Origin of the sequence: Flavobacterium sp. KMS (assembly GCF_000813005.1) — a bacterium.
Lineage (GTDB): Bacteria > Bacteroidota > Bacteroidia > Flavobacteriales > Flavobacteriaceae > Flavobacterium.
Window position 1 is genome coordinate 103,371 of the sequence record NZ_JSYP01000005.1, and the last position, 24,382, is coordinate 127,752.

Below are 24,382 nucleotides of genomic sequence, written 5' to 3' on the forward strand. Positions count from 1 at the left end.
TATTAACCAAAGCTATTACTAATCTCAAAGTCTAAAAAAACTAATATATCAATTGCCTGAAACGATAGACAAATGTGGCTTTAAACAAGATATTCCTAAAAAAAGTAGTGCTGCATAATCATTCCTAGTCCAAATATTTATGCTAAAGCAAATAGCAATTGAGTTTTTTTGTAATTTGGCCTATTCAAAATCAGAGTTATTAAAACCAAAACAACAATGCATAAAAACTTGATACTTCTGATTCTTATTTGCTCCTTTTCAGCAGCTTTTTCTCAGGATAAGAAAATCCAAATCACTACTGTAAATAGTATAACTTTTGATGCTGATCAATTTTCAGGAACCGATACTTTTGGCTTTGTATATTTAATAAAAGACAACCGTTTTATAAAGACAAACGGTAAAGATGCCTACGAATATAAAAACATCTCTTTAGGAAAGATTACCAAGGCTGATTTAGAAAATCCGCTTAAAGTTGTTTTATTTTATGAAGATTTCAATACTGTGGTTTTATTAGATAATCAGTTTAATGAAACTAGTCGAATTAATTTTTCTAAAAATACAACCCCAATCCTCGCTTCTGGAATTGGGATTGCTTCCCAAAACCAGCTCTGGATTTACAATACATTAAACCAGCAAATTGGTCTTTACAACTATTTAAAGGATGAGTACAAAACTGTTTCAACTCCACTTTCAGGAAATATAAAATACTATCAATCGAATTTCAACGTTTTTTATTGGGTAGACGAAAAGAACAATTGGTTTTCTTGTGACATCTTCGGCAAAGTTATTGCTTTTGGGAAAATACCCGATTTTGATGCTTTGACGATTCTTAACAACAATCAATACATTTACAAAAAAGCTAATTTGTTGTTTTTTAAAGACATCAGTACCCCCGAATCAGGAGATCCTTTGCAAATTGAAAATTCAGAAAAAACGTTTGGTAATTTCTATTACAAAGACCAAATTTTATCTATTTTTACAATTGGAGGAATTACAAATTATAAAATCATAATACCGTAATGCACATAGCAATAGCAGGAAACATAGGCGCAGGAAAAACAACTCTAACCAAATTACTGGCTAAACATTTTAAATGGGAACCCAACTTTGAAGAAGTTGTCGACAACCCATATTTAGATGATTTTTACCATCAAATGGAGCGTTGGTCATTTAACTTGCAGATCTATTTCTTAAATACCCGATTTCGCCAAGTGCAACAAATTCGCGAAAGCGGTAAAAAAGTTATTCAGGACAGAACCATTTACGAAGATGCTTATATTTTTGCTCCCAACTTATATTCTATGGGATTAATGACTAGTCGTGATTTCCAGAATTACACTTCATTGTTTGAACTAATGGAAACATTGGTAAAACCACCCGATTTATTAATTTACTTAAGAAGCTCTATTCCTAACTTAGTAGGACAAATTCATAAACGCGGTCGCGAATACGAAAACTCTATCTCTATTGATTATTTAAGTCGTTTGAACGAAAGATATGAAGCTTGGGTTCAAACATACACTAAAGGAAAAATATTGATTATAGATGTTGACAACATAAACTTTGTTGATAATCCTGAAGATTTAGGAGACATCATTAATAGAATTGATGCCGAACTAAACGGATTGTTTTAAAACATAAAAAAAATGCCTCTAAATTATTAGAGGCATTTTTTGTTTTTAGAACTTTGTCAAAGTGTAAGTATTCAAGATTGATAAGTCATTTTATTATTTCAAAGCATCAATTTGAGCATTAACCTCATCTGCTGTTCCTTTAAAAACCTTTTCATCTACTTTACCATTTGTTGTAGTTCTAACCGTTCCTACAACCTGACCATTCACGTTTACAATTTCTACACGAACTGCATCGGTTTTAGTGTATTTAGTTGTATCAAAACAATCCGTTTTTTTATGAAGGTATTTTCCGTTTGCATCATAGTTTGCTAAACATTTTGCAGTTTCTTCTGGACTGCATCCTTTTTCTTTACACATTTGTGCACATTCCTCTCTGGTCATTGTTGCCATTTTAGACATATCACATTTAGAATGTCCTCCATGCATTTCGGTTTTAGCGCAACAAGAACCTCCTTCTGCCATTCCCGAAGCTGAATGTCCTTCGCCTAATATCGGAGCAATTACCAACCCGATTAAGCAAGTTAGTTTTATCAAAATATTCATCGATGGTCCTGATGTATCTTTAAATGGATCTCCAACTGTATCTCCTGTTACGGCTGCTTTATGCGCATCCGAGCCTTTATAGGTCATTTCTCCATTAATAAGTACTCCTGCCTCAAAAGATTTTTTTGCATTATCCCAAGCTCCTCCTGCATTATTCTGGAAAACTGCCCAAAGAACTCCCGAAACTGTAACTCCAGCCATATAACCACCCAACATTTCGGCGATTAATTGGTTATTGCTTCCGTAAACTAATTTCCCTAAAAGAACAATCGCAATAGGAAAACCAATCGTTAAGATTCCTGGAAGCATCATTTCGCGTAAAGCGGCTTTGGTCGAAATATCTACACATTTTGCGTATTCTGGTTTTCCAGTTCCTTCCATGATTCCTGGAATTTCTCTAAACTGGCGACGTACTTCGTACACCATATCCATCGCTGCTTTTCCTACAGAATTCATAGCCAGAGCTGAGAAAACTACAGGAATCATTCCTCCCACAAAAAGCATTGCCAAAACTGGTGCTTTAAAAATATTAATTCCGTCAATTCCTGTAAATGTTACATACGCCGCAAACAGTGCCAATGAAGTTAATGCTGCCGAAGCAATTGCAAATCCTTTTCCCGTGGCTGCTGTAGTATTTCCTACTGAATCCAGAATATCTGTTCTTGTACGAACTTCTTTTGGTAATTCGCTCATTTCGGCGATTCCACCTGCATTGTCAGATATTGGTCCAAAAGCATCAATTGCTAATTGCATTGCTGTTGTTGCCATCATTGCAGATGCTGCTAATGCCACTCCATAAAATCCTGCTAATGCATAAGATATCCAGATTGCTGCAGCAAATAAAAGTACAGTAGGAAATGTAGAGATCATTCCTGTTGCCAATCCTGCAATAACATTTGTTCCTGCGCCTGTACTTGATTTTTGTACAATTGCCAATACTGGTTTTGTACCCAATCCTGTATAATATTCGGTAACTGAAGAAATAGCTCCTCCTACGATTAATCCAACAATGGTAGCATAGAATACTCTGATTGAAGAAATATCTTTAGAACCTTCTCCAAAGAAACTCATTTGCATGGTTTCTGGTAACATATATTGTACTAAAAAATAACAAGCTATTGCAGTTAGAACAATCGAAACCCAGTTTCCTATATTCAATGCTTTTTGTACTTGTGCTTCTTTTGCATTATCATCTGTAATTTTTACTAATGTCGTTCCAATAATAGAGAACAAGATTCCGAAACCAGCAATTGCCATTGGTAATAAAATTGGTCCGATTCCTCCAAAAACATCTTGGATATTCCCACCCATATCTTTTATTACATAATTACCCAGAACCATTGCTGCCAAAACTGTAGCAACATACGAACCAAATAAATCGGCTCCCATTCCTGCAACATCTCCCACATTGTCACCCACGTTATCTGCAATTGTAGCTGGATTACGAGGATCATCTTCTGGAATTCCAGCTTCTACTTTACCAACTAAATCAGCACCTACATCGGCAGCTTTAGTATAAATACCTCCTCCTACTCTTGCAAATAATGCGATCGACTCGGCTCCTAATGAAAATCCTGCTAATGTTTCCAGAACTTTTGTCATATCTTCAGATGAAGTCCAAACTCCACCCATAAATACCTGAAAAAATACTATAAAAAAACCGGTTAACCCTAAAACAGCTAATCCGGCAACTCCTAATCCCATAACGGTTCCTCCACCGAAAGATACTTTTAATGCTTGTGGCAAACTAGTTCTTGCTGCTTGTGTGGTTCTAACATTGGTTTTGGTTGCTATTTTCATTCCCATATTCCCAGCTAAAGCAGAGAAAAATGCTCCGAAAATAAAAGCTACTACTATTAATATATGTGTGGTGGGAACTATAAATGAAATTCCCGCTAAAACAATACTTGCTCCAATTACAAAAAAGGTAAGCAATCGATACTCGGCTTTCAGGAAAGCTAATGCTCCTTCATAAATATGGTCTGAAATGGCTTTCATCTTGCCATCGCCAGCATCTTGTTTTAACACCCAAGTCCTTTTTATTGCCATGAAAAGTAATCCTATAATTGCCATAACAATTGGCAAATAAATCATAAATGCATTCATAATTTTTAATGGTATTTTGGTTAGTATTAGTAATGTAACTAAACGAATTTAAACAAAAAAAGCAACACTCTTATCTAAGTGCTGCTTTTTTTATAATAGAATAGGATAAAAATTATTTAATACTAAATAATCCCTCTGGTTTATTTTCGATATCATTAAAACGTTTAGTACATTCTGCAATGATATTAAATGCTTCTGTTACATCTCCCCAACCTTCTACATCTACTTGTTTGTTTTCAAGATCTTTATAAACCTGGAAGAAGTGTTCGATTTCTTTTAATAAGTGTGGATTAATATCCGAAAGGTTTTCTAATGAATTCCAGATTGGATCAGAAACTGGTACACAAATAATTTTCTCATCTGGTCCTTTATCATCTGCCATATGGAAAACACCGATTGGTTTTACTTCCATAACACATCCAGGAAAAGTAGGCTCATTTACTAGAACTAATACATCTAGTGGATCGCCATCAAGAGCCAAAGTTTCAGGAATAAATCCGTAATCGGCTGGGTACATCATTGAAGAGAATAACATTCTGTCGAAACGCATTCTTTTTATTTCAAAATCGTACTCATATTTATTTCTGCTTCCTCTTGGTATTTCGATTAATACATCGAAAGTTGTTAGTTTGTCTGCGGTCATTTTCGTTTTTTATTTTTTCTATAATTTCGATTGCAAAAGTAGTTAAAGAATCCTTTTTTACAATGAAAAAATCCATTAATCTATGCACTTTTCTTTTAAAAAACAGGCAGTTAATAGGTAATAGTTCTTTTTCTTTTCTTTAAATAATAATGCCAAAGCAAATATGTAGCATAAGAACGATATGGGCTCCATTGTGAGGTAAGGTTTTCCATCTCTGTTTTGTCGTGAATATCAAGCAATTCTTTGATTGTATTTATGACAGCGATGTCTCCAAGCGGAATTAAATCGGGCTCCTGAAGACAGAACATCAAATAAATATCGATGGTCCAATTCCCGATTCCTTTTAGTTTTATAAGTTCCTCACGAACTTCTTTGGCTGATTTGGTAGCAAAACTTTCAATATTGATTTCATTATTTAATATCGCTAAAGCTAATATTTTAATGTACGCTGTTTTTTGTCGGCTTACACCCAAAGCACGAAACTCTTCATCGGGTAAGATTACTAATGTTTCGGGATTACAAGTTGTATATGCTTTAATTTTTAAAAATGTAGCTTTCGCTGAATCTATAGATACTTGCTGCTCTAGAATAAGCAAAACCAATGTCTCGAATCCTTGTGGTCGCTTCGGGATTGGTGGCAAGCCATACTCTTTAATGATTGCCTGAAAAATTGGACTTTTATTTGAAAGATAATCGATAGCTTCTTGCATACCTGTGAGTTTTTTAGCCCCGATAGAAGTGGAAATCCTTTTGTTTTTTCTTTAAAAAACAAAAGATTGAAACGGATAGCGGGAATAGCTCCTAAAATTAATTAAAAAAAACTCGCAAAGTTTTCTTTTCACGCAGATTTGGCAGATTAAAGAGATCTTTAATTAGCATTGAAAAAGAATAAATTTGCGTGAAACAAAATATTAATCATACAAAAACGCCAAGTCTTAAGAAATTAAACTTAGTGACTTGGCGCTTTACAAGATTATTTTTTTATCTAAATATTAGAAGTAAAATCCGAAAGATCCTTTTACTGCAAATTTATTAGCATCTGGTGTATTTAGATAACTTCCTCTCCAAGAGAAATCGATACGGAATACTTTAAAAATATTCCCGATTCCTGCGCTGTATTCCCAATACACTTTTTCGGGTGCATTGTAAACCAAGCCTGATGCATTAATTGCTCTGTTTGCATCCGAGATTGTTCCGTATACTGCTTTGGCACCAATAATTTCTCTCCAATTGAGTTTACGCATAAATGGAATTCGAGCAAAAAGTCGTCCGCCAAAATTATGATCCCATTGCAAAGTCGTGTATTGATCGGTTACAAACTCATAAAAATTCAGGTTACTAAATGTATTCTCAATTGTAAAGTAAGTCTGGTTACCCGGGATTACACTCATTAATCCTAACGGAATTGTTCCGAATGTTTTTCCTGTTTCCAAAATAAGGTTTGTACGACCAAGCGGACCAATAATTATAGGTTGCTTGTAATACAACTGAACTTTTTCGTATTTAAAATCACTATTCAGTACGCCTTTAAATCCGTGGCTGTAATTAATAAAGAATCTACTAAACGGACTGTCAACGTTATTTCTTTCAACCCCAAAACCAATTGTTTTACGATTTGGAGTGTATTCTATCTGAATATTTGCTTCGGATTGTTTTACTTCACTTTCTATAACTCCCGCAGGATTTGTGGCAGAAGGTAAAGTTGTATAATAATCTAAACTAAAAGTTGGCGATGCTGACTCTAATGTACGATATGATAATCCTACCTGAAATGTTAGGTTCTTGATTGGTTCGATTTCGGCAGCAACATTGGTTAAATTAATGTTGGTTAATTTCCCATTGCTTCCTGTTGTGAACAATGCTGATGAAGCGAAACTTCGACCTAAAACATCATTGGTTGTGGTTAAACTAGCTCCAATTTGCTCTACATCGCGCCTGTTTCCTCCCGAGATAATAAGACGATTCTTTTTATCGACCATCCATTTTCCCGAAACTCCATATTTAAACTTATTATCTTCAAAACCATATGCGGTATATGCTTGTAATCGCCATGGGTCATTTGGTCCAAAATAAGTTCTTCCTCCTACTCGTACACGAACTCCTTCGACTTCGTTATATCCAAAGGTGGAGAATATCGGTCCGTAATCAAACTTAGGAAACTCTACATATCCACTACCAAGTATAGAAACTAAGCTATACAATTGCTTAAACTTCTTGACCGTTTGCAATGTATCGAGCATTTTATAAACACCTTGCTCGTCTTTGGTCAGTTTTTCGAATCGGTTTTCTTCCCAATATTCATCAGGCCTATTATAAACTTCGTTATCTATATAGTTAACTTCTTCTTTATAAAAAGCTGCTGGTTTTGATATATTAAATTTATGATCTCTATAAGAACTCGTTCTTTTTCCATAGACACCTTTTGAACTTTCTTTTTTGTTTAATGCAAAATCCGACATCATATAATCTCTCGTAAGAAGAAAGATTGAATCACTTACTACATCAAATTCTTGCTCGATATAAATATCTTTTACCCAGTTAATATTGGCACTTTTTGTAACTGCCATATTAATTTTCTTGATTGCAAATGTGGTATCGTTTACCCAAAAATCTCCTTTAAAAGTTAATTCGTTTTTACGTCTTGGATAAAACACGATATTATAACACCATTTGTTATCGATAAATGTACTGTCTTTTAAAACATAGTTATACACATCGATTCCTGTTGTAGATAATGGGCTTGTAAAGCTTTTATCAAAGAATGTAAGGTGATTGTCGTAAATATTGTATTCAGAATATAGGTCTTTTACAAAAGATAATATTTGCTGGTTGTTATTAAACCCAGAAGTCTTACTTCCTTTTATTATCTCTTTTACTTTCTTTATATTATTATCTCCATATACATCATACAAAGATTCATTTATAAAAATAGGTAAATATGTTTTTCCTGTAATTTTAGAAGTATCCACCTGTTTAAAGATGAATTCCATTCCTTTAAAAATCTTATTTTTCATGAAGGCACTATCAATGGTATTCATATCGAATTCCACTTTTTCGTACTTCTCCATTTGGTATTGTTTAAACTGGTATAATCCGTTTTTACGTTTTCGCTCCCAGATTTTTCTAAGGATGTCAAGCGCAGGATTATTTTTTTTAGAAGTTTTACCAGTAAAGATTACTACTTCTTTTAAACTTTCGGCTTCGTTCAGTACTACTTTAAAGTTGTAGTTTACTGCTTTCTCTAAAGTAATTTCTTTTTCAGAAAAACCTGCCGATGCAATAATTATTGTAGTATAAGTATTTGCCGATTCTAAATAAAAACGTCCATCTTCATTAGAAACAATTCCTATATTGGTTCCTTTAAAAACTACGTTTGCAAACGGAATCGGTTGATTGGATTTATCTAAGACGATTCCACTCACTTTTGTTTGTGCAAAAATGCTATTCACAAATGCGAATAAGAAAAATAGACTGAGTACAATTATTCTTTTCATAATCCAAAAAAAACTTCATCAAATAAGAAAATGATGAAGTTTTATTAGTATTGTTAATTTTCTTATTTTTTATACATTACCTTCTTAACTGCTTTTATGACATCACCTGAATTTGGCAACCAGTCTTTAAGCAATACAGGAGAGTAAGGTGCAGGTGTATCTGCAGTTGTAATACGTTGTATTGGCGCATCAAGAAAATCAAAAGCTTGTTCTTGTACGATATATGTAATCTCAGAAGATATACTTGCAAATGGCCAAGCCTCTTCAAGAATTACTAAACGGTTTGTTTTTTTAACAGAAGTTAAGATTGCATCTTTATCCATTGGACGAACTGTTCTTAAATCGATAATCTCACAAGAGATACCTTCTTTAGCTAATTCATCTGCTGCAATAAATGCTTCTTTGATAATTTTTCCAAAAGATACGATTGTTACATCAGTTCCTTCACGTTTAACATCAGCAACTCCTAGAGGAATTGTATATTCTCCGTCTGGAACTTCTCCTTTATCACCATACATTTGCTCAGACTCCATAAAGATTACAGGGTCATTATCACGAATAGCTGATTTTAAAAGTCCTTTTGCATCATAAGGTGTAGATGGAACTACAACTTTAAGTCCTGGTGTATTTGCAAACCAGTTCTCTAAAGCTTGAGAGTGTGTTGCTCCTAATTGACCTGCTGAAGCAGTTGGTCCACGAAAAACGATAGGCACATTAAATTGTCCTCCTGTCATCTGACGCATTTTAGCAGCGTTATTTATAATTTGATCAATACCAACTAAACAGAAGTTGAAAGTCATATATTCTACAATTGGACGACAACCGTTCATTGCAGATCCAACTGCAATTCCTGTAAATCCAAGTTCTGCGATTGGAGTATCAATTACTCTTTTTTCGCCAAACTCAGCAAGCATTCCTTTTGATGCTTTGTATGCACCGTTGTATTCTGCAACTTCTTCGCCCATTAAATATATGGATTCATCGTGACGCATTTCTTCACTCATCGCTTCGCAAATGGCCTCTCTAAATTGTATTGTTCTCATATTTTATATTGTATGTTGTAATTTTCTGAAAAGCAAAAATAAATATTTTAAATTACTTAAATGCATAAATTTAGTTTAAAAAACAAGAAGTACTTGCTATATGGATGTTTTACTAGAACTTTAACTTTTGACAATCAAAATTTTCCAGTTACGAAATCGATATATTACACTATAAAATAGTTATACCCTTCTTATTTATTTTTTATTTTGCTAGAAATTCCATTTTAAGGAAATAAAATTCAGCAAAAAAGACTCCAATATTTCTTTTTTTCATTTACTATTGATTCTTTTTAAGTCATAAATATTTGCTTAATAACCACTTTTTCAGGCATAAAAAGCAACATTATTCAAAATTCAAGTCCCATTTTACGAAAACGTAATAGTTTTCTAAAATATTATGCATGCATAGTAAATTATTCGGATTATATTTCTAAATTTGTGGAAACGTATTTAGAAATAATAAAATATATACTTATGAAAATATTAGTTTGCATCAGTCATGTACCTGATACTACTTCAAAAATCAACTTTACCAATGGTGATTCAGAATTTGATACCAACGGCGTACAATATGTAATTAATCCTAACGACGAATTTGGCCTAACACGTGCAATTTGGTTTCAGGAGCAACAAGGCGCTACGGTTACTGTAGTAAATGTTGGAGGTCCTGACACTGAACCAACTTTACGTAAAGCATTAGCAATTGGAGCAAACGAAGCAATTCGTATCAATGCAAACCCAACTGATGGTTTCTTCGTTGCAAAACAACTTGCAGAAGTTATCAAAACTGGTGGTTACGATCTAGTAATTGCAGGAAAAGAATCATTAGATTATAATGGTGGAATGGTCCCTGGAATGATTTCTGGAATCTTAGGATATAACTTTTTAAACTCTTGTACAAATATAACTGTTGACGGAACTAGCGTAAAAGCGGTTCGTGAAATTGACGGTGGAAAAGAGACTGTAAGCACATCTTTACCATTAATTATTGGTGGTCAAAAAGGATTAGTTGAAGAGAAAGATTTACGTATCCCGAACATGAGAGGAATTATGACTGCAAGAACAAAAGCGTTAGCAATTCTTGAACCAGTTGATGCTCCTGTAAATACTAAAGCGGTTAAATTTGAAAAACCAGCTCCAAAATCTGCAGTAAAATTAGTTTCTCCAGACAATTTAGATGAGTTAATTAATTTATTACACAACGAGGCGAAAGTAATCTAGTAATCAGTTTTTAGTCCCCGTTTTCAGTTACAATAACTTTAAACCTAAAACTTTAAACTTTTAAACAAATAAAATCATGTCAATATTAATATATGCAGAATCTGCAGAAGGAAAATTTAAAAAGGTAGCTTTTGAATTAGCTTCATACGCTAAAAAAATTGCCGAATCATTAGGAACAACTGTTACAGCATTAACTATAAACACAAGCGACGTAAGCGAATTATCGAAATACGGAGTTGATAAAGTTCTTAAAGTAACTAACGATAAGTTAGCAGGTTTTACTGCTAAAGCTTATGCTGACGTTATTAAACAAGCAGCTCAAAAAGAAGGTACAAAAGTAGTTTTACTATCTTCTAGCACAGACAGTATTTATCTTTCATCATTAGTTGCAGTTGGCTTAGACGCTGGATTTGCATCAAATGTGGTAGGATTACCTGTAAGCACATCCCCTTTTCAGGTAAAAAGAAATGCTTTTTCTAACAAAGCTTTCAATATTACAGAAATCAGTACAGATGTAAAAGTATTAGCTCTTGCTAAAAACTCTTATGGTATTTACGAAAGCGCTGGTGCTGCAACAGCAGAAGATTTTAACCCAACAATTGGAGACAATGATTTTGGAGTAAAAGTAGAATCTGTAGAAAAAGTTACTGGAAAAGTATCTATTGCAGATGCTGATATCGTAGTTTCTGGAGGTCGTGGATTAAAAGGACCAGAAAACTGGGGATTGGTAGAAGATTTAGCTGCTGTACTTGGTGCTGCAACTGCATGTTCTAAACCCGTTTCAGATTTAGGATGGAGACCTCATAGCGAACACGTAGGACAAACAGGAAAACCAGTTGCAACAAACTTATATATTGCAATAGGAATTTCTGGAGCTATCCAACATATTGCTGGTATTAACTCATCAAAAGTAAAATTAGTAATCAATAATGACCCAGAAGCTCCTTTCTTTAAAGTAGCAGATTATGGTGTTGTTGGTGATGCTTTTGAAATTGTACCTAAGTTAATTGAAAAATTAAAAGCATTCAAAGCGCAACATTCATAGATTTTAAAAATTCTATACTAAAATAATGCTACCTAAAAATAAGATAATCGTATCTTTGCTTTAGGTAGCTTTTTTGTTCCATATTTTTTGATTAAAATTGCACTTTTATTTTTTACACAAAATTCTAATTAAAATGAGGTAGTAATACCTTTTACGTCTGCAACTTATGAGCTTAGTTAAATTATCTATAAAAGGAATTTCATACAGTCAAACTCAAAATGGCGCTTATGCTTTGATTTTGAATGAAGTTGATGGCGAACGAAAGTTACCAATTGTAATTGGTGCATTCGAAGCGCAATCAATTGCTATTGCTTTAGAAAAAGAGATAAAACCACCTCGCCCATTAACACATGATTTATTCAAAAACTTTGCAGAACGATTTGATATTGTTGTTAAGCAAGTTATTATCCACAAATTGGTTGATGGAGTATTCTATTCCAGCTTAATTTGCGAAAGAGATAAAATTGAAGAAATAATCGACGCAAGAACTTCTGATGCTATAGCATTGGCATTGCGTTTTAATGCTCCAATATTTACTTATAAAAACATATTGGATAAGGCAGGAATTTATTTAAAGTCAAACTCTATGGAGAGCGATAAGGATTCTCAAGAAATTGATGATGTTCTTTCTAATCCAGAAACATTTGGTCGCGAAGAAGAATCTAATCAATCTGGCGAAACTTATTCTAAACACACAACTCAAGAACTTAACGAATTATTAGAGCAAGCTGTTCTTCAGGAAGATTATGAAAAAGCAGCCAAGATTCGTGATGAAATTTCGAAGAGAGAATCATAAAGCAATACGCTTTACGCTACAAGCTTAAAGCCTATAGCATAAGGCATAAAGCCAAATAAAAAATGAAACAATACTTAGACTTAGTACAACATGTTCTTGAGAACGGTTGTCAAAAAGGAGATAGAACTGGAACTGGTACAAAAAGTGTTTTTGGATACCAAATGCGTTTTGATTTAAGTGAAGGTTTCCCAATGGTTACTACCAAAAAATTACACTTAAAATCTATCATATACGAATTGCTTTGGTTTTTAAAAGGAGATACTAATATTAAATATCTACAAGAAAACGGAGTTAAAATTTGGGATGCCTGGGCAGACAGCAATGGAGATTTAGGTCCTGTTTATGGACACCAATGGCGTAATTGGAATAGTGAAGAAATCGACCAAATTTCGGAACTGATTACCGAACTTAAAACAAACCCAAACAGTCGCCGAATGTTGGTTTCTGCTTGGAATCCATCGGTATTGCCAGATACAAAAAAATCTTTTGAAGAAAATGTAGCTAACAATAAAGCTGCATTACCTCCTTGTCATGCTTTTTTTCAGTTTTACGTAGCAAGTCCTGACCTTGAAAAAGGCGAAACTAAAGGAAAATTATCTTGTCAATTATACCAACGAAGTGCCGATATCTTTTTGGGAGTTCCATTTAATATTGCATCATATGCTTTATTAACTATGATGATTGCACAAGTTTGTGACCTCGAAGCTGGAGAATTCATCCACACTTTTGGAGATGCACACATTTACAATAACCATTTTGAACAATTGGAATTACAATTAAAACGTGAACCAAAACCATTACCAAAAATGGTTTTAAATCCAGATATAAAAAACATTTTCGATTTTGATTATGATGATTTTACCCTTGTAGGTTATGAACCACATGCAGGGATCAAAGGTAGTGTTGCCGTATAAAAAACATCAAAAATAACAACAATCCGCTTTAACGAGCGGATTTTTTTTTATCTCAAAAAGATGCAAACCATGCTCTTTCAAGAGCAAAATCTCTTACAGGATAAATATTCAACTATCAAAACAGTCCTGTTTCAAAATAAATTTTATCTTTATAATCTAATATTTTACTCATGGAAAAGGAATTACACGAGCAGTATGAATACGCCAGAAGAAGAATTAAACAAAAGAAAACCCTTTATTTCCATTTTGTCTTATTCCTTTTAGGAAGTTTATTTTTATTTATTGCCAATCGGTTTTTTAATGTCTCAAATGGGCAAACTTGGTACCTATGGATAATTACCGCATGGTGTTTTATTTTTATTTTACACTTTATAAAAGTATATATCACCGACCGTTTCATGAATAAGAATTGGGAAAGAGAACAAATTGACCGACTTGTTGCATTACAACAAAAAAGAATAGCTCAGCTAGACTCAAGCATAAATGACAATACCGAAAACAAACTTTAGTTCGAAACAAAATGATTATAATGATTGCGGCTGTTGCCGAAAACAATGCGCTTGGAAAAAATAACGAAATGATTTGGCATTTATCAAATGATTTTAAAAGATTTAAAGCTCTTACCACTGGACATCATATTATAATGGGACGAAAAACATTTGAAAGTTTTCCTAAACCATTACCAAACAGAACTCATATTGTAATAACGCGTCAAGAAGAATATCAACCAGAAGGATGTATTGTTGTAAAAAGCATAGAAGAAGCAATTGCAAAATGTCCCGAAAATGATGATTCGTTTATTATTGGCGGAGGAGAAATTTACAATCTGGGAATGCCATTAGCAGATATTCTAGAAATTACAAGAGTACATCATAGCTTTGAGGCCGATGCCTTTTTTCCAGAAATTAATAAAAAGGAATGGCAACTCGTAGAGGCTGAACCCAACACCAGAGATGAAAAACATCTTTACGATTACACTTACGAGACCTACGTTAGACAATAGCACAAAAAAAAGTCCCTCAATAATGAGGGACTTTTTTTTGGCAAACAATGATTAGAGAAATGACCTACTCTAGAAAGAGTATTTGATAACATAAAATAAAAATTACAAATATTAAAAATACACCAGAAAAGAATATTATAATATTTGAGATTTTTTGAGAGTACATCTCAAAAAAGCCTTTAATACCAAATACCACGAAGGTACTAAAGACAAAGAAAATTAAAATTTCCAAAAACAAATTTAATCCTAAGAACGTATTTTGCGCTTTAAAAAGAATACTGCTCTCAAAAACAGTACTTTCAAAACAACTTACTAGAACAAACGAGATGATAAGCGCAAGTAGCACCCATTTGATTTGGGTCATTAATTCTCTATTAATCATTGAAAAAATATATACATTTTTACAAAGTAAATTTCCACATTAAATAAGGATCCTACAATACCCACTTTTAGTGATTTTTTACAAATCATTAAAAGTGGGTATAAGAACACAGATCCAAAAATAATTTCATATCGTAATTAAAGAAACTGAATAACAGTTAATACAGATTGTATTATATTTGTACAAATAAAAAAAATGGCAGAGAAAATAACACCTTATAAAGATTCAGCCTTAGGCAAGAAAGAACAAGTAGAACAAATGTTTGATACAATATCAGGAAATTACGATAACTTAAATCGTGTAATTTCATTTGGTATTGACATAAAATGGCGTAAGAAAGTTTTAAAAATAGTTTCAGACAAAAAACCAAAGATAATTCTAGATATTGCAACAGGAACTGGCGACTTAGCTATTTTAATGGCTCAGACAAATGCCGAAAAAATTATTGGCTTAGACATATCTTCAGGAATGCTTGAAGTAGGAAAAAAGAAAATCGCAGCAAAAAACCTTACTCAAACTATTGACATGGTTGTAGGAGATTCTGAAAATTTACCTTTTGGAGACAATCATTTTGATGCAATTACCGTTGCTTTTGGTGTTAGAAATTTCGAAAATCTAGAAAAAGGATTATCAGAAATCTTAAGAGTTTTAAAACCTAATGGTGTTTTTGTAATTCTTGAAACCTCGGTTCCAGAAAAACCTCTATACCGTCAAGGCTACTCTTTTTACACTAAAAATATACTTCCGTTAATAGGAAAATTGTTTTCAAAAGACAATTCAGCTTATGGATATTTGTCAGAATCTGCTGCCGCATTTCCACATGGAGAAGTCTTAAACAATATTTTAAGAAAAATTGGGTTTATAAGTGTCGTGGCTATGCCACAAACATTTGGTGTAGCAACAATATATTCAGCTTCTAAAAAATAGTATGAAAAAAACTGTAATCTTAATTTTACTTGCCCTGACTACAAAAGGATATAGTCAATTTACTAAAAGTATGTTTAGTAAAGATCCTATTATCAATTTGGAAACCTGGCAAAAACAACGCCTTTATTTTGGGTATTACCTCGGATTTAATAGTTATGATTTCAAAATAGACTATAAATCGTATGAAAAAATAAACCAAGACATTCAGGTAAAAAAAACAACTGGATTTAATGTTGGGGTTGTAGCCGATTTAAGATTAATGGAATATATCAACCTTCGTTTTGAACCTGGGTTATATTACACAAAAAGAGATTTATACTTTCCTGATCCCGAATTCACTTCGAAGACAGATTATTTAAGAGAAGTAAGTAGTACTTACATCAATTTTCCTTTGTTATTAAAATTTTCATCTCTAAGAACTGGAAACATACGTCCTTACCTGCTTGGAGGAGTTTCTACAACATTAAACTTATCTAGTAACGCAAAATCTATAGACGACAACTTAGAGCAACGCTTTAGGGTAAAAGCCTGGACTATGAATTATGAATTAGGTTTTGGTATAGATTTCTTTTCAGAGTATTTTATATTCTCTCCTTCTATCAGGGGTTCATTTGGTATTAATGACGAGTTAATACGTGACAAAGACCCAAATAGTCCTTGGACAGGAAATATTGAGTCTATAAAATCAAGAGCAATTTTAATTAACTTTACTTTTCATTAAAACTATATAACTAGCTATTTCGTTTAAACTCACTAAGTATAATTGCGGTTGCAGTAGCCACATTTAAACTTTCGGTTTTTTGAAGTTCCCCAAATCTAGGAATAGTTAGTCTGTTTTTGATAGTTTTTTCGATTTCGTCGGAAATTCCGTTGGCTTCATTGCCCATTATAATTATCCCTTCTTGGGGTAAATCTGTTTGGTAAATATTGGATCCGTCCATAAAAGTCCCAAAAACAGGAAGTGGTGTTTGAGCAAGAAAAGCTTTTAAATCAATATAATTTACATTAACCCTGGCAATTGAACCCATTGTAGCCTGAACTACTTTAGGATTATAAATATCTACTGATTCTTTAGAACAAAGCAATTGCTTAATTCCAAACCAATCACAAAGACGTAAAATAGTCCCTAAGTTTCCTGGATCACGAATGTCATCAAGAGCTAAGATTAAACCAGATTCTATTATTTTTTTATCGGCAGGAATTTTAAAAACCGCCAAACAAGAATTAGGAGTTGATAATGCACTTATTTTTTTTAATTCTTGTGCACTAATTAACGTTTTCTTAGAGACTAAAACAGTCTCAAAATCGTTTTGAGTAGTATATAGGTGTTCCAGTTCAAAGTTGGATTGCAACAATTCTTGAATTACTTTTACCCCTTCGGCAAAAAACAATTGATTAGCAAAACGTTGTTTTTTTTGAAGTAAACCCGATATAAGCTTGATTTGGTTTTTACTAACCATAAAATAATGTACTTTTGAATTAAATATTTTAGAACACTTGAGAAAGAATTCCACAAAAATAGCAGCATTTATTCTAATAGCAATATTTATTTCAGCTTGTAATTCTGTAAAAAGAGTTCCTAACGGCAAAAAGCTTCTTACAAAGAATGAAATTATAGTAAATGACAAGCCTATTAATAACGAAAGCGTGTCCAACCAATTGTACCAAAAACCTAACAGTACGCTTATTGGTGGATACAAGTTGCGCTTAAACTTATACAACTTAGCCAATCCAAATCCAGATTCAACTTTTCAGGCAAAATACAAAAGTAATCCTAAAAGATATGAAAGATTATCAAAATTATTATCTGCAAAACAAGTAGACCGATTAGGACAATCTTTTTTATACAAAGGAATAAATGAGTTTTTTAAAACAACAGGTGAGCCGCCAGTAATTATAGATACTAGTAAGGTAAAAAAATCAGCTACGCGTTTAAAATATCATTATTTTCACAATGGTTATTTTAATGTAAAAACTGCTTTTACAATTGATAGTGTAGCCGCAAAAAAAGCCAAGATTCGTTACAACATTACAACAGGACAACCATTTCTCTTAGATACTATCAGTACTAATATATCATCTCCTGATGTAGATTCTTTATATAACAAAAGCATTGAAAACACAGTATTAAAATCTGGAAATCAATATAAAACAAGTGATTTAGAGGATGAGAAAAACCGTATAACAACTTACTTTAGAAATCACGGTGTATATTATTTTCAATCTAACAATGTTACCTATAATATTGACACAATAAATAAAAAGAACAAAGCTAATATCGATTTAATCATAAAAGATTATAGTTATCAGGACAAAGATTCTAGTAGAACTATGCCTTTTAAAATCTACAAAATTAGCGACGTTAACATATACACAGACTATTCTGCTGCAAATGCCAAATTAGAAATTAAAGATAGTACTACTTATAAAAATTTTAATTTATACAGTTACAAGAAATTAAAATATAAGCCTTACGCTATAACTGATGCTATTTTTATCACCAAAGGAAGCACATTTGCTGATTTTAAAACAACTCTTACAACCCGATATTTAAACAATTTAAAGATATTTAATTATCCGTCTATCCATTATGAAGTCGACAAAAGAGATTCGACTGCACAATCTTTAATTGCCAAGATATACTTAACTCCTAGAAAAAAATATAGTTTTCAAACGACTTTGGATGTTACACACTCGAATATTCAGGATTTCGGAATTGGATTTAGTCTTTCTGAAACAATTCGAAATGTTTTTAATCGCGCCGAAACACTAGAAATAGCTGGCCGTGTTAATGTTGGTTCTTCACAAGATTTAGCAAATCCAAATGGAACTTTCTTTAATGCTTCTGAATATGGAATTGACATTAAACTGAATGTACCTAGGATATTAATGCCTTTTGGAACTGAAAAAATCATTCCAAAAAGCATGATTCCGTCTACGGTAATGACTGCTGGTTTTGCAAAACAACGAAACATTGGTCTTGATAAAGAAAACTTTACAGGTGCTTTTACCTATAACTGGACTCCAAAAAGAAATAACACTGCACGTGTCGATCTTTTGAACATTCAATATGTGCGAAATTTAAATCCTCAAAATTACTACAGAGTATATCGTTCTTCTTACAATGCTTTAAATGATATTTCACAAGAATACACTTATAACGACAAGCCTCTATTTGTTGACGATAATAATGATTTAGTAATAGACGAGGGCACAACAGGATTTACAAAAGAGGTATTGGATAAAACAATTCCTGTCTCTAGTGATGATTATCAATCGGTAGAAAGTATCGAAGAAAGAAGGATTAGACTTACGGAAAATGATTTTATCTTAGCATCTAATTACACATTCACAAAAACGACAAAAAAAGATTTATTAGATAATACCTTTTATCTTTTTAAAGCAAAAATCGAAACTGCCGGATCATTACTTTCTTTAATCTCTCAAGCTGCTAGTTTGCAAAAAAATGCAAATGGGAACTATGAAATTTTCAATTTAGAATATTCAGAATATTTAAAGACCGAATTTGACTACATTAAACACTGGGATCTATCTAAAGAAAAAGTAATTGCTGTACGAACGTTTTTTGGAATTGCTGTTCCTTTTGGTAATTCAGATTATGTACCTTTTTCAAGAAGTTACTATTCTGGAGGTTCAAATGACAATAGAGCCTGGCAACCCTATTCATTAGGACCAGGAAGCACAGGAGCTGTTAATGATTTTAACGAAGCCAATATGAAAATCGCTATTAGCGGTGAATTTAGATATAAGATTTTAGGGAAGTTAAAAGGGGCTATTTTTGCAGATGCAGGAAACATCTGGAATGTACTAGATAATGTAACGGATGAAAAAGCAACATTTAAGAACTTAAGCGACCTTAAAGACATCGCACTAGGAACAGGAATAGGGTTTCGCTATGATTTGAGTTTTTTCGTAATCCGTTTTGACTTAGGATTTAAAACCTATAATCCTGCTTACGAAATGAACAAACGCTGGTTCAGAGATTACAATTTCGGACACTCAGTTTTAAATTTTGGAATAAATTATCCTTTCTAATGCTATTTAATTCTTATTTTTGCAACCTAAAAACTAAAAAACAACTAAAAAGAATTACAATGGCACACAATATTAAACCAGGAGTAGCAACAGGGGATCAAGTTCAAGAGATTTTTAATTATGCAAAAGAAAAAGGATTTGCACTTCCTGCAGTAAACGTTACTGGATCAAGTACAATCAATGGAGTTCTTGAAACTGCAGCAAAACTGAATGCGCCAGTTATTATTCAATTTTCTAACGGTGGAGCACAATTTAACGCTGGAAAAGGATTATCTAATGCTAACGAAAAATCAGCAATCGCTGGTGGAATCGCTGGAGCAAAACACATTCATACTTTAGCAGAAGCTTACGGTGCAACAGTAATTTTACATACTGACCACTGTGCAAAAAAATTATTACCTTGGATTGATGGTTTACTAGATGCTTCTGAAAAACATTTTGCAGAAACAGGAAAACCTTTATTCAGTTCTCATATGATTGACTTATCTGAAGAGCCTATCGAAGAAAACATCGAAATTTGCAAAGGTTATTTAGCTAGAATGAGCAAAATGGGAATGACTCTTGAAATCGAGCTTGGTATTACAGGTGGTGAAGAAGACGGTGTTGACAACTCTGATGTTGATAGCTCAAAATTATATACTCAACCAGAAGAAGTAGCTTATGCTTACGAAGAATTATCTAAAGTAAGTCCTAAATTTACAATTGCAGCAGCTTTTGGAAACGTTCACGGTGTTTACAAACCAGGAAACGTAAAATTAACTCCAAAAATCTTAAAAAATTCTCAAGATTTCGTTCAAGACAAATTCAAAACTGGTCATAACCCAGTAGATTTCGTTTTCCACGGAGGTTCAGGTTCTACACTTGAAGAAATTAGAGAAGCTATTGGATATGGTGTTATCAAAATGAACATTGATACAGATTTACAATTTGCATATACTGAAGGAATTCGTGATTATATGGTTAAAAACATTGACTATTTAAGAACACAAATTGGTAACCCAGAAGGTGCTGATGTTCCTAACAAAAAATATTATGACCCAAGAAAATGGGTACGTGAAAGCGAAGTAACATTCAATACAAGACTTGAGCAAGCTTTTGCTGACTTGAATAACGTAAATACACTTTAAATTTTAGATTTCGTAATTTAGATTTCGGACTTCTAAAAAGCCTGAAATCTAAATTTTGAATCAGATTGAAAAATCTAAACTTTAATCCCGATAACTATCGGGACTACATTCTAAATTAAAAAAAATGGCTTGGTTTAAAAGACACGAAAAAGGGATTACAACTGCTACCGAAGACAAAATGGATGTCCCAAAAGGACTTTGGTACAAATCTCCAACTGGAAAAATTATTGATGCTGATGAGTTGGCTCGTAACTTATTTGTGAGCCCAGAAGATGATTTCCATGTTAGAATTGGAAGCGCAATCTATTTTGAGATTTTATTTGATAACAACGAGTTTGTTGAATTAGATAAAAACATGACATCTAAAGATCCTTTGCATTTTGTGGATACAAAAAAATATGCAGAAAGATTAAAAGATGTAATGGAGAAAACTCACTTAAAAGACGCTGTGCGTACAGGAGTGGGAAAATCTAAAGGAAAAGAACTTGTTATTTGCTGTATGGACTTTGCCTTTATTGGTGGATCTATGGGAGCTGTAGTAGGTGAAAAAATTGCTAGAGGAATTAATCATGCTATCAAAAACAAATTACCATTTGTAATGATATCTAAATCTGGTGGAGCACGTATGATGGAAGCAGCTTACTCTTTGATGCAGTTAGCCAAAACATCTGTTAAACTTGCTCAGCTTGCCGAAGCTGGATTACCATATATTTCTTTATGTACAGACCCAACAACAGGAGGAACAACTGCTTCTTATGCTATGTTAGGAGATATTAATATTTCTGAGCCTGGTGCTTTAATTGGATTTGCAGGACCTAGAGTTGTAAGAGATACTACAGGAAAAGATTTACCTGAAGGTTTCCAAACTGCTGAATTCCTTTTAGAACATGGCTTTTTAGACTTTATAACGCCTAGAAAAGAATTGAAAGACAAGATAAACTTGTATATCGATTTGATTCAAAACAATACAATTAGATAGTTTACAAACTTCTAAAAATACCAAAATCCCATTCGCTACGGCAAATGGGATTTTTTTATATCTTTATTTCAAATACTATTATATGAAAAGTGCTTTTATCGGTTTTATTACTTGCTTATTCCTTTTTAATTGCACCAAGAAAGAAGAAAAGAAAGTCGACACAAACAAGCCTTATATTATCTCTCAAGAGAACAAACCTAAGCCTTCAAGCAAACAAGAAAACAAGCAGGAGATAAAAAACATTCCACCTCTTCCTCCTCCACCTTCAAATTCAACAATACCAGGATGGTTAGTTTACGGAACAAATACTTTTATTATTGATACTGATTCAAAAATATATTATTTCCAAAGAAACGACATAGGATTTATTTGCGGCACAGAAACAGCTGATACGATTCCTCATTTTATAAATCTACAACCTAAAGATTTAATCGAAATACCAAATAAAAACATCTATGATTTTATAAAATTGAATTACAAAGATGACTTTCGAAATATAACTTTTATTGCTTCAGAAACTGACACATTAAAATCTAAGGCTTTTTTCGATTTACGAAAAACTCTAGAATCTTTTACTAAAGGCCGTGATTTTTATCATATCAGAAGAACCACTCAAGAAGAAGACACTGTACTGAAGTACAAGAAAAACAATAAGTATTATGATTCAGAAGACATAAAGTGGGACAAAACAAAAATCAAATTCCCTAATTACAAAATCAAAGACTAAAGCTATAACCATCCAACTTTGCAGCAACAACGATGATAAATAACCTATTGGTATGAGTACGAAGTTGAGAGACTTCACCTCAATCTGACATCTGATTATATTATGACAGGCCTATATTGTGTAGAGATACTACGGCACACCCTTAAACTTCTACTCCTTTCTCTCCAATCTTGTCACCCTGAGGAACGAAGGGTCTCAACAAGAAACTAACACAAACTTGATCTTAAATTGTCGAGCTACTCACGAAGGTTCTTCCTGCGTCAGAAAGAAAAACAAGTTTAAGATTACTATAAACAAACCAATATTGCATAGACGCACTGCGGTGCGTCTCTACAGAAAACCTTTGAATCTTTATCCTTTGAGCCTTTGAACCTCAAAAAAGCTACATCCCAGTTCTAATCGCTTCAACAGGATCTAATTTGGAAGCAGATATTGCGGGAAGAATCCCAGCGATTAATCCAATTAATGCTGCAAGCCCAGTTCCCAGAAGAATATTTCCCATTCCGAGTACAAACTCAAAATCTAGCGCTTTCGTAAGGATTACAGAAATTAACCAAACCAAGATCAACCCGATTGCTCCGCCAATTACTGAAAGAATAATTGCCTCAAACAAAAACTGAAACATGATAAATCTATTTTTTGCCCCCAAAGACTTCTGAATTCCGATAAGATTCGTTCGTTCTTTTACCGAAACAAACATAATATTAGCAATCCCGAAACCACCAACAAGAAGAGAGAATCCGCTTATTATCCAACCCATCATATTCATCTGTCCGATAATTCCATCTATAAAATCTGTAAATCCTGAAAACACATTAACAAAGAAATTATCGATTTGTCCCGCTTTCAAACCTCTAACGGCTCTTAATTTCTGCGATACTTCGGCTTTATATGCATCCATATCAATTCCTTTTTCAGGCTTCAATACAATTACCGGAGTCATCCCATCATTATTATCACCATACATACGACGTAAAAAATTTGCTGGAAAAAACACTGATGTATCATTACTATCTCCAAACAAACCTGCTCCTTGCTTTTTCACAACACCTATAACAGTGAAACGTTGCCCGTACAAACGAATATTTTTTCCGATAGGTTCTTCATCTCCAAAAAGCCCCTCGGCTATATCATGTCCTAAAACTATAACTGGTGTTCCAGAATTTGATTCTGATTCGTTATAAAAACGACCTTTCTCAAAATCCAAACCTTCGATTTCCATAAATTCATATGAAACTGGAACTACATTTACATCACTAACTGTTTTAGAATCGTATTTTAAACTTTCACGTTTAACAAAAAGCTGATACCCTACTTGATTTGTATTTGTAAGAGAATTTTTCAGATAAGTATATTCATCATATTTTACGTTTGGAAATTGTTCTCTTTTCCATTGCGGAATATCTGATGGACCAAAAGGAAACTTCATTAAATAAATCGTATTTTTATCTAAGCTACTTAAATCCTTAGTAATTTTTCTATTCAAAGAATCTACAGCTGCGAGTACTGCGATGATTGAGAAAATACCAATGGTAACTCCCAACAAAGACAACAATGTTCTTAGTTTGTTACTACGTAAGGCATTCATCGCAAAACCAAAACTTTCTTTTAATAATCGAAGATAAAGCAGCATAGATTTTAAATTTACATTAAAGTAAAATTCAATAAATTTTAGTCAAAAACCTAATAAAAATTCACTTACTCATAGGTAGGATTTTTTAAGAGAATGTTACATAAAATGA

21 protein-coding genes are annotated in these 24,382 nt (G+C 33.0%); 14 read left to right on the forward strand and 7 right to left on the reverse strand.

What is annotated here, in order from left to right; genetic code table 11:
- The first annotated feature begins 216 nt into the window (after positions 1–216).
- Positions 217–1,020 (forward strand): hypothetical protein, encoded by an 804-nt coding sequence (locus OA93_RS07265; protein WP_039112479.1) that lies wholly within the window; start codon positions 217–219, stop codon positions 1,018–1,020.
- Positions 1,020–1,634: a deoxynucleoside kinase gene (locus tag OA93_RS07270; protein ID WP_039112480.1), complete on the forward strand. Its 615-nt coding sequence runs from the start codon at positions 1,020–1,022 to the stop codon at positions 1,632–1,634. Before OA93_RS07265 ends, OA93_RS07270 begins: the two co-directional genes overlap by 1 nt.
- A gap of 93 nt (positions 1,635–1,727) precedes the next feature.
- Here OA93_RS07270 and OA93_RS07275 read toward each other — a convergent pair whose 3' ends face one another.
- From OA93_RS07275 to OA93_RS07295, 5 genes are all read right to left on the reverse strand, one after another.
- On the reverse strand, positions 1,728–4,283 hold the full coding sequence (locus tag OA93_RS07275; protein ID WP_039112481.1) for a sodium-translocating pyrophosphatase: 2,556 nt from the start codon (positions 4,281–4,283) through the stop codon (positions 1,728–1,730).
- Between the two features lie 112 nt (positions 4,284–4,395).
- Positions 4,396–4,926, reverse strand: coding sequence for an inorganic diphosphatase (locus OA93_RS07280; RefSeq protein WP_035619852.1), 531 nt, complete (start codon positions 4,924–4,926; stop codon positions 4,396–4,398).
- 110 nt (positions 4,927–5,036) lie between these two features.
- Positions 5,037–5,636, reverse strand: a complete 600-nt coding sequence (locus OA93_RS07285) for a DNA-3-methyladenine glycosylase (protein WP_039112482.1) — start codon at positions 5,634–5,636, stop codon at positions 5,037–5,039.
- 282 nt (positions 5,637–5,918) lie between these two features.
- Complete coding sequence (locus OA93_RS07290; RefSeq protein WP_039112483.1) at positions 5,919–8,420, reverse strand: DUF5686 and carboxypeptidase-like regulatory domain-containing protein; 2,502 nt, start codon at positions 8,418–8,420, stop codon at positions 5,919–5,921.
- Between the two features lie 62 nt (positions 8,421–8,482).
- Positions 8,483–9,463: a pyruvate dehydrogenase complex E1 component subunit beta gene (locus OA93_RS07295; protein WP_039112484.1), complete on the reverse strand. Its 981-nt coding sequence runs from the start codon at positions 9,461–9,463 to the stop codon at positions 8,483–8,485.
- Between the two features lie 474 nt (positions 9,464–9,937).
- Between OA93_RS07295 and OA93_RS07300 the strand changes: the two genes are divergently transcribed.
- The 8 genes from OA93_RS07300 (at position 9,938) to OA93_RS07340 (ending at position 16,472) form a co-directional block, all read left to right on the forward strand.
- Positions 9,938–10,684 (forward strand): electron transfer flavoprotein subunit beta/FixA family protein, encoded by a 747-nt coding sequence (locus OA93_RS07300; protein WP_039112485.1) that lies wholly within the window; start codon positions 9,938–9,940, stop codon positions 10,682–10,684.
- A 76-nt stretch (positions 10,685–10,760) separates the two neighbouring features.
- Complete coding sequence (locus OA93_RS07305; RefSeq protein WP_039112486.1) at positions 10,761–11,729, forward strand: electron transfer flavoprotein subunit alpha/FixB family protein; 969 nt, start codon at positions 10,761–10,763, stop codon at positions 11,727–11,729.
- Between the two features lie 166 nt (positions 11,730–11,895).
- On the forward strand, positions 11,896–12,525 hold the full coding sequence (locus OA93_RS07310; protein WP_039112487.1) for a bifunctional nuclease family protein: 630 nt from the start codon (positions 11,896–11,898) through the stop codon (positions 12,523–12,525).
- A 62-nt stretch (positions 12,526–12,587) separates the two neighbouring features.
- Positions 12,588–13,439 (forward strand): thymidylate synthase, encoded by an 852-nt coding sequence (locus OA93_RS07315; protein ID WP_039112488.1) that lies wholly within the window; start codon positions 12,588–12,590, stop codon positions 13,437–13,439.
- Between the two features lie 170 nt (positions 13,440–13,609).
- Positions 13,610–13,948: a 2TM domain-containing protein gene (locus OA93_RS07320; protein WP_039112489.1), complete on the forward strand. Its 339-nt coding sequence runs from the start codon at positions 13,610–13,612 to the stop codon at positions 13,946–13,948.
- 11 nt (positions 13,949–13,959) lie between these two features.
- The gene (locus OA93_RS07325) at positions 13,960–14,442 is read left to right on the forward strand and encodes a dihydrofolate reductase (RefSeq protein WP_039112490.1); all 483 of its coding nucleotides are present in this window, start codon (positions 13,960–13,962) and stop codon (positions 14,440–14,442) included.
- A 577-nt stretch (positions 14,443–15,019) separates the two neighbouring features.
- Entirely contained in the window at positions 15,020–15,751 is a 732-nt protein-coding gene (ubiE, locus tag OA93_RS07335; RefSeq protein WP_039112491.1) for a bifunctional demethylmenaquinone methyltransferase/2-methoxy-6-polyprenyl-1,4-benzoquinol methylase UbiE, read from the forward strand.
- A gap of 1 nt (position 15,752) precedes the next feature.
- The gene (locus tag OA93_RS07340) at positions 15,753–16,472 is read left to right on the forward strand and encodes a porin family protein (protein ID WP_039112492.1); all 720 of its coding nucleotides are present in this window, start codon (positions 15,753–15,755) and stop codon (positions 16,470–16,472) included.
- Between the two features lie 10 nt (positions 16,473–16,482).
- On the opposite strand, the gene OA93_RS07345 is transcribed toward OA93_RS07340, so the two are convergent.
- On the reverse strand, positions 16,483–17,211 hold the full coding sequence (locus OA93_RS07345; RefSeq protein ID WP_039112493.1) for an RNA methyltransferase: 729 nt from the start codon (positions 17,209–17,211) through the stop codon (positions 16,483–16,485).
- A gap of 37 nt (positions 17,212–17,248) precedes the next feature.
- On the opposite strand from OA93_RS07345, the gene OA93_RS07350 reads away from it, so the two are divergent.
- The 4 genes from OA93_RS07350 (at position 17,249) to OA93_RS07365 (ending at position 22,640) form a co-directional block, all read left to right on the forward strand.
- Positions 17,249–19,807, forward strand: a complete 2,559-nt coding sequence (locus OA93_RS07350) for a BamA/TamA family outer membrane protein (protein ID WP_082001791.1) — start codon at positions 17,249–17,251, stop codon at positions 19,805–19,807.
- 59 nt (positions 19,808–19,866) lie between these two features.
- Positions 19,867–20,934: a class II fructose-bisphosphate aldolase gene (fbaA, locus tag OA93_RS07355; RefSeq protein ID WP_039112566.1), complete on the forward strand. Its 1,068-nt coding sequence runs from the start codon at positions 19,867–19,869 to the stop codon at positions 20,932–20,934.
- Positions 20,935–21,058: 124 nt separating this feature from the next.
- Positions 21,059–21,913 (forward strand): acetyl-CoA carboxylase, carboxyltransferase subunit beta, encoded by an 855-nt coding sequence (gene accD, locus OA93_RS07360; RefSeq protein ID WP_035621709.1) that lies wholly within the window; start codon positions 21,059–21,061, stop codon positions 21,911–21,913.
- A gap of 82 nt (positions 21,914–21,995) precedes the next feature.
- A complete protein-coding gene (locus OA93_RS07365) occupies positions 21,996–22,640 on the forward strand; it encodes a hypothetical protein (RefSeq protein WP_039112494.1) in 645 nt (214 codons plus the stop codon).
- 382 nt (positions 22,641–23,022) lie between these two features.
- On the opposite strand, the gene OA93_RS07370 is transcribed toward OA93_RS07365, so the two are convergent.
- A complete protein-coding gene (locus OA93_RS07370; protein WP_039112495.1) occupies positions 23,023–24,273 on the reverse strand; it encodes an ABC transporter permease in 1,251 nt (416 codons plus the stop codon).
- Between the last annotated feature and the right edge of the window lie 109 nt (positions 24,274–24,382).